Origin of the sequence: Gilliamella sp. Lep-s35, from assembly GCF_009795845.1 — a bacterium.
Taxonomy (GTDB): Bacteria; Pseudomonadota; Gammaproteobacteria; order Enterobacterales; family Orbaceae; genus Gilliamella.
In genome coordinates, this window is sequence record NZ_WTEX01000011.1 from 38624 (window position 1) to 50902 (window position 12279).

At 35.7% G+C, this 12279-nt stretch carries 10 protein-coding genes and 1 pseudogene; 2 read left to right on the forward strand and 9 right to left on the reverse strand.

The window, feature by feature from the left end; all coding sequences use genetic code 11:
• Positions 1-80 precede the first annotated feature (80 nt).
• Positions 81-631 (forward strand): annotated as a pseudogene (locus GQ590_RS06560) (transposase); the annotation flags it as partial.
• Positions 632-683: 52 nt separating this feature from the next.
• Here GQ590_RS06560 and GQ590_RS06565 read toward each other — a convergent pair.
• The 9 genes from GQ590_RS06565 to GQ590_RS06605 form a co-directional block, all read right to left on the reverse strand.
• Positions 684-1595, reverse strand: a complete 912-nt coding sequence (locus tag GQ590_RS06565; protein ID WP_160407479.1) for a PTS system mannose/fructose/sorbose family transporter subunit IID — start codon at positions 1593-1595, stop codon at positions 684-686.
• Between the two features lie 16 nt (positions 1596-1611).
• Positions 1612-2412: a PTS mannose/fructose/sorbose transporter subunit IIC gene (locus tag GQ590_RS06570; protein WP_160407482.1), complete on the reverse strand. Its 801-nt coding sequence runs from the start codon at positions 2410-2412 to the stop codon at positions 1612-1614.
• A gap of 20 nt (positions 2413-2432) precedes the next feature.
• Positions 2433-3407 carry a mannose/fructose/sorbose PTS transporter subunit IIA gene (locus GQ590_RS06575; protein ID WP_160407485.1) on the reverse strand — a complete coding sequence of 325 codons (975 nt, stop codon included), beginning with the start codon at positions 3405-3407 and terminating at the stop codon, positions 2433-2435.
• 131 nt (positions 3408-3538) lie between these two features.
• On the reverse strand, positions 3539-4441 hold the full coding sequence (murQ, locus tag GQ590_RS06580; protein WP_160407488.1) for an N-acetylmuramic acid 6-phosphate etherase: 903 nt from the start codon (positions 4439-4441) through the stop codon (positions 3539-3541).
• A complete protein-coding gene (lplT, locus tag GQ590_RS06585; RefSeq protein WP_160407491.1) occupies positions 4428-5615 on the reverse strand; it encodes a lysophospholipid transporter LplT in 1188 nt (395 codons plus the stop codon). The genes murQ and lplT overlap by 14 nt, the downstream gene beginning before the upstream one ends.
• 15 nt (positions 5616-5630) lie before the next feature.
• A complete protein-coding gene (gene aas, locus GQ590_RS06590) occupies positions 5631-7772 on the reverse strand; it encodes a bifunctional acyl-ACP--phospholipid O-acyltransferase/long-chain-fatty-acid--ACP ligase (protein ID WP_160407494.1) in 2142 nt (713 codons plus the stop codon).
• Between the two features lie 657 nt (positions 7773-8429).
• Positions 8430-9446 (reverse strand): NAD(P)H-dependent glycerol-3-phosphate dehydrogenase, encoded by a 1017-nt coding sequence (gene gpsA / locus GQ590_RS06595; RefSeq protein ID WP_160407554.1) that lies wholly within the window; start codon positions 9444-9446, stop codon positions 8430-8432.
• 43 nt (positions 9447-9489) lie between these two features.
• Positions 9490-9966 carry a protein-export chaperone SecB gene (gene secB / locus GQ590_RS06600; protein WP_160407497.1) on the reverse strand — a complete coding sequence of 159 codons (477 nt, stop codon included), beginning with the start codon at positions 9964-9966 and terminating at the stop codon, positions 9490-9492.
• Positions 9967-9991: 25 nt separating this feature from the next.
• Positions 9992-10432 carry a rhodanese-like domain-containing protein gene (locus GQ590_RS06605; RefSeq protein WP_160407500.1) on the reverse strand — a complete coding sequence of 147 codons (441 nt, stop codon included), beginning with the start codon at positions 10430-10432 and terminating at the stop codon, positions 9992-9994.
• Between the two features lie 437 nt (positions 10433-10869).
• On the opposite strand from GQ590_RS06605, the gene glnA reads away from it, so the two are divergent.
• Positions 10870-12279, forward strand: coding sequence for a glutamate--ammonia ligase (gene glnA, locus GQ590_RS06610; RefSeq protein WP_160407502.1), 1410 nt, complete (start codon positions 10870-10872; stop codon positions 12277-12279).

Genomic DNA, 12279 nt, shown 5'->3' on the forward strand with positions numbered 1-12279 from the left:
TAAAGTCATTGATTTTGAATTTATTCGAGAAGCGGTAGCACCACTTTAATTGCCCTAATAACGGTCGTCCGGCAGAAGTTCCGGACAGTGGCTTTATGTATCGGGAAGGCAAGCCTAAAGGGTTCTTTTACTTAGATCACCGAACGGTTGATGGAAATCATTAATATATAAAACGACTAGCAGAGAAGGTTATCGTCATTATCATTCTGATGCAGCAACCTGCAAAGTCTGTCCGTTATTGTCACAGTGTACACAGAGTAAAAATAAACAGAAAGTCATCACACGCCATATCTGGGAAGCAGATAAAGAGAAAGCCAATCAGATTCGTTTAAGTCAGTGGGGTAAAAAAGTCTATGCTCGGCGAAAAGAGACCGTAGAGCGCAGTTTTGCTGATGCTAAACAACACCACGGACATCGCTATGCAAGATTTAGGGGAAGAGCACAGGTTCAAATGCCGTGTTTATTGGCCGCAACAGCTCAAAATATCAAGAAAATAGCGATAAAGCTATTTTTGTTACGTTTTTTTAGGCTGTTTTTTAATTTATTTAATAAAATCCAAATTAAAAATCCTGTTTATGATTTAAATCAAGAAATAAACCCCGAATTATATCGAGGTTTGTCACTAATCTGACTATATATTAAAATATAGTACTTTTTTAGAAAATTTTATAAAACTTTATATTTTATAACAGGCCGATTACATGCCCAACTATACCAATAATAAATAATCCAAGGATGATTAAAATTGGTGATACTTTTTTACGAAGTAACCACATACAGAAGAAGGTCAATAGTAAAGGAACTAGTCCTGGTATTAATTGATCTAAGTTATTTTGTAAAGTAGTTACCTTTTCTTGGGTAAGTGATAATCCATTTTGCATTTGCATCAATGCTTTTTGAATGCCTTCTCCACCAGTAGGTAATGAGTTCCAGTCAATGAATGCACCGTTATCTAATTTTACTTTTGCAACAACGGGTTGGAATTTTATTGATACCCACCTTTGTACTAAGGCGGCTAGAATAAACATCCCTAAAATTGATGCTCCTTTCGTAATTTTTTGTAGTAAGCCGCCAGATAAATTATCAGTAATTTTCGAGCCTGTACGATAACCAAATTCTTGGGTATACCACATAAAGGACCATCGAATAATATTCCATAAGAAAAAGAATAAAATTGGTCCCATAATATTGCCACTAAGCGCTAGCGAAGCACCAAGTGCACCAAGCATAGGGCGGACAGTAAACCAGAATACAGGATCACCCACACCCGCTAATGGTCCCATCATTCCGACTTTTACCCCTTGAATAGCTACATCGTCAACAGCAGCTCCATTAGCTCGTTCTTCTTCAAGAGCAAGTGTTACACCAAGTACAGGCGAAGCTAAATAAGGGTGAGTATTAAAAAACTCTAAGTGGCGTTTAAGAGCTGCTGAACGATCTTCTTTGCTAGTATATAATTTTTTGATAGCAGGAATCATTGAGTAAACCCAACCACCATTTTGCATACGTTCATAATTCCAAGAACCTTGAAGGAAAGTTGAGCGCCAAGCAACAGCTAAACGATCTTTTTTACTTAATTGAATTCTATCAGTCATTTTTTTCTCCAAGTTCCTAGTAATCATTTAAAATATCATCAAGTGGATCACCTTTACTGCCACCATTGGATGAATTGCCACGTTCAGAAAGATTGAGATAAATCAGTGCTAATGCAATACCTAATGCACCGAGTGCAATTAGTGTAAGTTGTGATATTGCTGCAACTACAAAACCAATAATGAAAAATGGCCATACTTCACGATTTGCCATCATATTAATTACCATTGCATAACCCACAGCAACCACCATTCCACCACCAATAGCCATACCAGTTGTTAGCCATTTTGGCATTGCATCTAGTGCGCTTTTAACAACTTCGGCAGGAATAAAGAGTAATGCTGCTGCTGGAATTGCGATTCTTAAACCTTGTAAGCAAATACCTAAAATTTGTAATAATTCAATTTTTCGGAAATTGCCTTCTTCTGCTGCCGCATCCATCATATGTACTAATGGGACAGCAATGGTTCGAACTACCATAGTTAAAAATAGCCCTGCAACAGCTAAAGGAATAGCAATAGCAATGGCAGTAGATACACCAGCAACACCTTGTCCACCTAACACTAAAATAATTGACGAAGCAATAGATGCCAGTGCGGCATCGGGTGCAACAGCTGCCCCAATATTAGCCCAACCAAGAGCTATCATTTGCAATGAACCACCTAGTACGACGCCTGCTTCTAAATTACCTGTCACTAGTCCAATTAACGAACAAGCAACCAAAGGTTGATGGAATTGGAACTGATCTAAGATGCCTTCCATTCCTGCTAAAAAGGCGATAATTATCACCAAAATAATAGCAATAATTGATAATGTCATAATATAACCCCTTAAATAAATTAATTATTTTGCCGCGCTAATTCTTCTTTGGCTTTTTTTAGTAATTCGTCCATATTGCTATTAGAATCGTTAGGAACTTTGCGAACATCAAATTTTATATTTCTGGTTTTTAATTTTTCAAATGTTTCGACATCTTCGGCATTCATTGATAGTACTTTGTTTACCATAACTTTGCCTACAGAGTGAGCCATCGATCCCACATTAATCTCATTGATGTCAACACCTCCTTCTATTGTTCGTAATACATCTTGCGGTGTTTCAAATAAAAGTAGCGCTTTGGTATTACCAAAACGAGGATCGCGTGAAACTTCAATAATTTTTTTAATTGGAACAACATTGGCTTTTACACCAGGAGGGGCAGCTTCTTCAATGAGTTTTTTTCTTAATTCATCTTTTGCAACTGAATCCGAAACAACAATAATGCGGTTAGGGTTGGTTGATTTTGTCCATGCTGTCGCCACTTGCCCATGTAATAGGCGCGAATCAACACGGGCTAACACGATTTTCATTTTACCATCGCCAAGTACTGTGCCTTCTGGAATAGTTGGCGATTGCTTGCTTGATTGAGTATTACTTGTTGGAATTTCGACTGTTGTACGAACGCCTTCTTTACCGGGTTCAATAATTGCAGCTGCAATTTCTTTCGCTGTTTCCATTGAAAAACGAGAGGAATAGGCTTCAATTAACATAGGTAGGTTTAAACCTGCTACAATAGCCCAGTTACTATGCTCTCCACATAAATTATTGGCCTGATTAAATGGTGTGCCTCCCCATAAATCAACTAAAAAAATTACTTCATCTTGATTATTAAATGTAGATATTGCTTCAAGCATTCGCTCTTTTAAACTTTCAGGACTATCACTTGGATGTAAGGTAACAGCTTTAACATTTTCTTGTTCTCCAAATATCATCGAACCTGATTGTAAAATACCTTCTGCAAACTCACCATGAGTTGCTAGGATAATTCCAACCATACAGCGACCTCCTAATTTGCATTAATTTGTAGGCAATATTTTTTTATTTTACATCATAAAAAAACATAAAAAATATACACTCATCACATTATGATAAAAAAACTTTTTTGTTTTTATCAAAAAATGATTGGTTAGGGCTGTAGTGCTTGACGAATAAAACCGTTATTTTTGTTAAGAGCTTGCCTAGCTTGTGTTGCATTTAGGCCTGAAAGAATCATTAAAATAGCAGTTTTGCAATGCTTTTGACATTGGTTTAATGTTTGAATAGCCATTTCCCGATTGCAATCAGTTGCCTGCATGACGATTGATATTTGTCGATCAATAAGTTTGGCATTGGTTGCTTGGACATCAACCATGAGATTGCCGTACACTTTACCTATTTTAATCATGCTAGCTGTAGTTAACATATTTAGTACCAATTTTTGTGCCGTGCCTGCTTTCATTCTTGACGAACCAGTAACTACCTCAGGACCAACAATAGGGGTGATTGCTATATCTGCTATGTTGATCATTGGGGCTTTAGGGTTGCAGCATAAGCTGATCACTGTTGAACCAATTGATTTAGCATATTGCATAGCACCTATTACATAAGGTGTGCGCCCACTAGCTGCAATGCCAACTAAAACGTCATTTGAGTTAAAAATAATGTTTTTTAAGTCAGTAATTGCCAGTTCAGGGTTATCTTCGGCGTTTTCAATTGCCTTAAAAATAGCTGTTTTGCCTCCAGCAATTAAGCCAATAACTTGTTCCGGTGGTGTGCCATAAGTTGGTGGGCATTCACTTGCATCTAAAATACCTAGTCGTCCTGAAGTGCCAGCACCTATATAGATTAGTCTACCTTGATTTGAAAATGCTAAACTAATCGCATCAACGGCTTTTGCGATATTGGGTAACTCTTTTTCAATAGCTAATGCGACTTTTTTATCTTCATTATTGATGATTTGTAGCATTTCTAATGTTGAACAGTTATCTATTTTTTCGCTATTAGGATTACGACTTTCTGTTATCATTGCTGATAGATTAATGTGATTCATTATTTTTTAACCCTAACCATAATAAAAATATAACTAAAGCAAATAAGCTCCCAAAACCAACACCGATAGCAGTAACCGATAAATTTAAAGCAACGGCTAACGTATAAAGCCCTAACATTATCATCATCGCTGAGTATTCACTTAGGTTTTGTACTGAAATAACACTGCCGGCACCGACCAAATCTTTCCCTATTTTTTGAATAAAGGCATTTAATGGCACTAAAAAGAACCCACCTAATGCACCAATAACAATAAGTAGTATATAAGATGAAATGATATGGCCTTGTAATGTAAAAGCGATTACAGCGATTCCCATCATTATTCCTGCTGGAATACAACGTAATGTGTTGTTAATAGTAATAAATGTACTAGCTAGACCTGCGCCAATAACAATACCGATAGCAACGATTGCATTAAGGTTTGTTGGTGTTGCGTTGTCATGAATATTTAAGATAGCAGGAACCCAACTAATTAATAGAAAACGTAAAGTAATACCAGCTCCCCAAAATAAACTGGTACCCAACAGTGTAAATAAAACACGTTTATTGTTGCATATGATTTCTAATGTATTAGTAAAATCGTTTACCATATTGATAAATTGCCATGAAATATTTTGTCGTGCAGCAGGTAATTTAGGAATAAAAAAGTTAGCAATAACAGCCAGTCCGTAAACTAACACGCACACAAGTAAGGAAGTGCTCACATTAAGATCGGCAATATGACCACCAGCTAGCGAACCAAGTAAAATGGCGGCAATGGTTGATGCTTCTATTAACCCATTTGCTTTAACTAAATTATCACCTGTAGTTAGTTCGCCTAAAATTCCATATTTAGCGGGAGAGTAGGCCGCAGCACCTATACCAACTAGAAAGTAACCAACAAAAGGACTTATATTTAAACAAATACAACCTGCACCTAATAATTTGATGCTATTTGAAATCATCATTGCTTTGCCTTTTGACATGCTGTCAGCAAATTGCCCCACAAAAGGTGAAAGTATGATAAACGGTGCGACAAAACTAATTTGTAATACCGATTGGCTCCATGTTGGATAATGTAAATTCTTAATGAAAGCTAAAATAGCAAAAAAGATTGCATTATCAGCAAATGCTGAAAAAAACTGCGCAAGCATGGTTGCAACCATGCCTTTGCTTAATAGAGAATGTTGTTTCATGTGACATCCTTTAGTTTATTCGTCAGCCATTTTTCGTAAAGTAATAAAATCAATTTTACCTGTACCTAGTAGTGGTAACTCTTTTACTATACGAATATCACGAGGAACGGCTAATGCTGGAATGCCCAATTCTTGAGATGCTTGATTAAGTTGCTCTCGATTTAATTTTGTTGAGGTAGTAAATAAGACAATTGCTTCCCCTTTGCCTGCATCGGCTTTAACTGTTGCCCCGTGCATTGCATCAGAGTCAACTTTTTTTGCTAAGGATTCAACACTTTCTAATGAAACCATTTCACCGGCAATTTTGGCAAATCGTTTCAAGCGTCCTTTAATTGTTACAAACCCCTCACTATCAATAGCAACGATATCGCCGGTATCATACCAACCTTTTTCGGCTTGTCCATTTTCATCAACTGCTACTGGTTTTTCAAGTTTACCCGGATTTTCCACCCGTAAATAGCCTTTCATCACATTAGGTCCTTTGACTTGCAATTGACCTCCATCGCTAATGCCTGGAATGTGAATTAATCTTGATACCATGCCTGGAAGTAATCGCCCTACAGTCCCAGCTTTAAACGCCATAGGAACATTAAGGGCTACAACAGGTGCACACTCGGTAACGCCATAACCTTCTAAAATACGAATGCCATATTTATCTTTCCATTGTTCTCGTACTGCATCTGATAATTTTTCGGCACCTGCAACAACATAGCGTAAACGCATAAAATCATATGGGTGCGCATAACGGGCATAGTTTGCCAAGAAAGTTGGCGTACCGAATAAAACTGTACAGTTTTGGTCATAAATAATTTCAGGCACCATACGGTAATGTAATGGATTTGGATATAAAAATGTACGACTACCTGAAAATAGTGGTAGGAATAATCCTGCTGTAATACCAAAAGCATGGAATAATGGTAGAGCCGACATGAAGCGATCTGCAGGAGTTGGATCTATAACCGTTCGAATTTGCTCAACATTAGCAAGTAAGCTGCCATGGCTGTGAACAACACCTTTAGGATTCCCCTCTGAACCAGAAGTAAACAGTACGAGTGCTTCGTCATCGCTTGATTGTTGGTATTTAATTAAGCGTGGAATATATTGATGCACTGCAACATAAAGTTTATCTTTTAAAGTTAAGTTGTTACGCAAATCTTCAAGAAAACACCACTTAACATCTTTAATTTCTTCAAGTAGATAATCAAGTTTGCCTTTTCTAATAAATTTGCGTGAAGTAATAATCGTTTTGATTTCAGCAGCAGTAATGGCACAGTTTAAGCCTTTTGTTCCCGCAGTATAGTTAAGCATTGCTGGAATTCGATTTTTTACTGACAAACCAAAAATAGTTGCAACAGTAATGGTTGCATTGGGTAATAAAACACCTATTCGCTCTTTGTCTTTGGTTATTTTGGCAATAATGCAGCTAACGCCAATAATTTGTTTGAGTAGGTTACGATAAGAAGCTTCATGAGTTGTTGGGTCTTGTACCATTCTTGATTTCACGCCATAGCGAACTTGTGCTTCTAATAATGCTTCAAACAACGTTAATTTTGGACGACTTGCCATGCGTGCATTCATCATAATTTGATGAAGTTTTTCACCTGCAATATAGCGCCTTTCACTAGCCTTAGGGGCGTCAGGCATCGCAATTGATGTTGGCTCAAGCACATGAATGGTTATTTTAGGGAATAAACGACGTTTAAATAATCCTTTTAAACGGCTAGTTAAGGTAAATTCTGCTCCCTCTATCCAAACAGGTACAATGGTGGCTTGAGAACGAGCTGCAATAAAAGCAGCGCCATCATAAATTTTCATTAAAGAACCAGTTACAGTAATTCTTCCTTCAGGAAATATCACTATCGGCCTACCTTTTTCAACTTCTCTAACTAATCGCTTTATTGCCATTGGACTAAGTGGATCCATTGGCACAAAATCAACATAGCGCTTTGCTAAGCGGACTAACCAATGATTAATATAACCCGAATAAATAGCAAAGACAGGTCTTACAGGTAAAAATACAGCGATTAGAATACCATCAAGGAAAGATACATGATTAGGGGTAATAAGAAGTTTATCTTGTTTTAAGTTTTCAAAATTACCATGAATTTTTACATGGAATAACATCTTTAAGAAAAATTTTAATATTTTAAATAACATCTGATTTCTCAAGTATCGTGCAAAATTACACGCTGTAATAATAGTGAAAATATAGAAAATATACAAGAAAGGTAATTTTTATTATATAAAACCCAATAAAATAATGAGTTATTTTTATTTCATAATTAAGAGTCTACTAAAACGTATTAGGAATTTTTCAAAAATCTCTCAAAATTTTGCTTTTTATCTTTTGCACTTTCGAATATTTGCTGATTATGCTCATTTTAATTAAAAGCACGAATTACTACATCTATTTTTTTTATCTCAAACGGTATAGAATCCTGAATATTTTTTACAAAAAATATAATCTACAAAGTGAATAATTATGTAAATTTACCATAGCAAGTACCACTTAACGCAGAAAATTACATTACCCGTTTTTAGTCGCTTATATTCATTACAGTAGTTACTTAAATAGCCATAAACAACAAGAAAAATTCCTACAGATATAAAATAACCTGCTCTATGTTGTCAAAATGATGAGCAAATAGCATTATTTAAAACGGTTGGAACCGCTATATTAGATGTGTATATTGGTTAGAATATCTACTTAAAGAAAAACGAAAAGCAATAGGTACGTATTTATAACAATTAAACATCAAGCTCGTATGATTTTTGTCAAAAAGTTTCAGGTAGATAGGTGTTTGAGTATAAAAACTAGCTTTTTAGTTCTTCTTTTTGTGACCGTCCAAGTAATGTCATTGCAGCTTGTTTGGGTTCTTTATTTTCATAAAGAACGCGATAAATTTGTTCGGTTATTGGCATATCAACATGATATTTTTGGGCTAGTAACCAGACTTCTTTGGTATTATTACGCCCCTCAACAACTTGCGCAATGGCATCTTGGGCTTCTTGAATTGATTTATTTTGACCAAGTAAAATTCCAAAACGACGATTACGGGATTGATTATCTGTGCAAGTTAAAACAAGATCACCAAGTCCTGCCATTCCCATAAAGGTTGCAGGATCTGCGCCTAACACCGCGCCTAATCGCATCATTTCGGCAAGTCCACGGGTAATTAATGCTGTTCTGGCATTGGCGCCAAAACCAAGACCATCAGACAATCCTGCGCCAATAGCGATAACATTTTTAATTGCACCACCAAGTTGCACACCAATAAAATCTTTGCTGCTATAAACACGAAAACTTTTACTACAATGAAATAAATGTTGTAGTTGAGTTAAAAACTGATCATCAGTCGATGCGACAGTTACTGCTGTAGGTAGGCCGGATGCCACTTCTTTGGCAAATGTTGGGCCTGAAATAACCGCTAACGAAATTTGATTACCTAAAATCTCTTTTGCGACATCTTGTAATAATCGACCTGTATCAACTTCTAGTCCTTTTGTTGCCCAAACTATCTTAGTATCTTTACGCAAAAAAGGTTTGATTTGCGTTAGTGTGCTTGCAAAAGCGTGGCTTGGTACCACGATAAGTAAAATAGGGGCAGCTGAAACCGCTGTTTTTAAATCGCTTTCAATTTGTAATAAATCTGGAAAAGAAATATCGGGTAAAAATTGTTTATTTTGCCTATCATGCTGCAAAATGGTCATTTTATCTGGGTTATGTCCCCATAATAAAGTGGAATGACCATTTCTTGCTAGTAAAATAGCTAAAGAAGTCCCATAGGAGCCTGCGCCAATTACTGTAACTGCAGCATTTTTTTTCATAATATCCCAATAAACTTATCGTTAATTAACTAAAATACAATAATTATTATTGTAATGTTTCAGTTGATTCAGTTTGTTGTTGCTGTTGTTGAAGATAATTAATAAATAAAGCCTCAAAATTTACTGGCTCTAAATTTACTTGTGGGAATGTTCCTTTATTAACTAAACTGGAAATAACTTCACGCGCGTAAGGGAACAAAATATTTGGGCAGTAAGCGCCAACGCAATGTTGAATTTGGCCGTCGTCAAATCCGATAAGTGAAAAAATACCCGCTTGAGTTACTTCACAAATATATACTACCTCATCTTGTTGTTTTGCCGTTAAAGTGACACGTAGCGCAACTTCGTACACATTTTCACTTAATGTTTGTGAAGATGAATTTAACTCAATATTTAATTCTGGTTGCCATTGCTTGGTAAAAACTTCAGGAATATTGTTAGTTTCAAATGAAACATCTTTAGTATAAATACGCTGAATAGCAAATTGTGTTTCGGGTTGTTGTGTATTGTTTTGTTCTTTCATGGTAACACCTTATTTTTTAATAATATTATTTTTTAACTAATGGTAAATTTTCGCCGTTCCATCCAGCAATGCCATCTTTTAGCACAAAGACATTTGAAAAACCTTGTTTGACAAGTATTTCACCAACACCAACAGATGATAGGCCATTTTCGTCAATCAAAATGACAATTTTTTCTTTAAATTTTTCAATTGTTTTTGCGCTCGCATTTTTAATGTCGATAGGTAAAACGTTGTAAGAATCAGTGATATGCCCTTTTTTAAAGCTATCGGCTGAGCGAATATCAATAATAACGGCATCTTGCTTATTAAGCATTTGGATAGCTTGCGCATTATTGGTAACTTTAACTTTAGAAAGTTTACCTTTAATGGTTAATACAATAATTGCAATAAACAGTACAATCCAACCTAAGGAAAGCAAAAGATGGTTTTTTATAAAAGGTAGAATTTCGAGTGTTATAAAGTCCATACTTGTATGATTACCTAATTTTTTAAATATAAGAAAAGATTATAACGATATTGCACACCGAAATACAGTGTCTAGAGAAGAAAACTTGTTTATAAGAACAACGCTTATTTAATTTAAAAAATTACATAACCTGAAGTGTATCATATGATTTGTTGCTTGTTTTAGTATGGAAATTTATTATCCGTTCTAATTAGGAGGTACTAATTTTATACAATTAAATCTAGATACTTATATTACAGCCTTTTATTTTGGTGCATTACTTTGGTGCTGATTGCTTTATTTTAGTGCAATTGTAATATTTATGTTACTATAGCCACTTATAAAGCTATTAAAAAATAGAGTTAAAAAGTGGCATTATATTTGCATATTATCTAATAATTCGGCAAGAATACCTTTTAAACTGAACAATTATTATTTGTCCTTAATGGAGAAGATACATGTCTATACAAAAAGTTTTAAAATTAATTAAAGAAAATGATGTGAAATTTGTTGATTTACGTTTTACCGATACTAAAGGTAAAGAGCAACACGTAACTATCCCTGTTAGTCAAATTGATGCGGATTTTTTTGAAGATGGTAAAATGTTTGATGGTTCATCAATTGCTGGTTGGAAAGGAATTAATGAATCAGATATGGTATTAATGCCTGATGCTTCAACTGCGGTTATTGATCCATTTTTTGAAGATGTAACATTAAATCTACGTTGTGATGTATTAGAACCAGCAACACTGCAAGGGTATGATCGTGATCCTCGTTCAATTGCTAAACGTGCTGAAGAGTTTTTAAAATCATCAGGTATTGCTGATACCGTTATTTTTGGGCCTGAGCCAGAGTTTTTTTTGTTTGATGATGTCCGTTTTGGTTCGCCAATGTCAGGTAGCTTTGTGCATATTGATGATATTGAAGCCGCTTGGAATTCTGGTACTAAATATGAAGAAGGCAATAAAGGACATCGTCCTGGTGTGAAAGGTGGTTATTTTCCACTTCCTCCAGTTGATTCATCACAAGATATTCGTTCTGAAATGTGCTTAATTATGGAGCAGCTTGGTTTAGTGGTCGAGGCTCATCACCACGAAGTGGCAACTGCGGGTCAAAACGAAATTGCATGTCGTTTTAATACGTTAACTAAAAAAGCTGATGAAGTACAAATCTATAAATATGTAGTACAAAATGTTGCTCACGCTTACGGTAAAACTGCGACGTTTATGCCTAAACCAATGTTTGGGGACAATGGTTCAGGTATGCACTGTCACCAATCATTAGCGAAAGATGGCGTAAATTTATTTGCTGGCGATAAATATGCAGGTCTTTCTGAAATGGCATTATTCTATATTGGTGGCATTATTAAACACGCTAAAGCAATTAATGCATTTACTAACCCAGCGACTAACTCTTATAAACGTTTAGTACCAGGTTATGAAGCACCTGTAATGCTTGCTTACTCAGCACGTAACCGTTCTGCATCAATTCGTATTCCTGTTGTAACTAGCCCTAAAGCTCGTCGTATTGAAGTTCGCTTCCCAGATCCAGCTGGTAATCCATATTTATCTTTTGCTGCACAGTTAATGGCTGGTTTAGATGGTATCATCAATAAAATTCACCCTGGTGATGCAATGGATAAAAACTTATATGACTTACCACCAGAAGAGTCTAAATTAATTCCGCAAGTTGCAGGTTCACTAGAGGAAGCTCTTAACGCATTAGATGCAGATCGCGAATTTTTAACTCGTGGTAACGTATTTACTAATGACACTATTGATGCTTATATTGATTTAAAACGTCAAGATGTTGATCGTGTACGTATGACTCCACATCCAGTTGAGTTTGAAATGTACTATAGTTTATAA

Excerpts from the sequence above, each read along its gene's own strand:
- GQ590_RS06565 (WP_160407479.1), bottom strand. The coding sequence starts at position 1,595 with ATGACTGATAGAATTCAATTAAGTAAAAAAGATCGTTTAGCTGTTGCT.
- GQ590_RS06570 (WP_160407482.1), bottom strand. The coding sequence starts at position 2,412 with ATGACATTATCAATTATTGCTATTATTTTGGTGATAATTATCGCCTTT.
- GQ590_RS06575 (WP_160407485.1), bottom strand. The coding sequence starts at position 3,407 with ATGGTTGGAATTATCCTAGCAACTCATGGTGAGTTTGCAGAAGGTATT.
- murQ (WP_160407488.1), bottom strand. The coding sequence starts at position 4,441 with ATGAATCACATTAATCTATCAGCAATGATAACAGAAAGTCGTAATCCT.
- lplT (WP_160407491.1), bottom strand. The coding sequence starts at position 5,615 with ATGAAACAACATTCTCTATTAAGCAAAGGCATGGTTGCAACCATGCTT.
- aas (WP_160407494.1), bottom strand. The coding sequence starts at position 7,772 with ATGTTATTTAAAATATTAAAATTTTTCTTAAAGATGTTATTCCATGTA.
- secB (WP_160407497.1), bottom strand. The coding sequence starts at position 9,966 with ATGAAAGAACAAAACAATACACAACAACCCGAAACACAATTTGCTATT.
- GQ590_RS06605 (WP_160407500.1), bottom strand. The coding sequence starts at position 10,432 with ATGGACTTTATAACACTCGAAATTCTACCTTTTATAAAAAACCATCTT.
- glnA (WP_160407502.1), top strand. The coding sequence starts at position 10,870 with ATGTCTATACAAAAAGTTTTAAAATTAATTAAAGAAAATGATGTGAAA.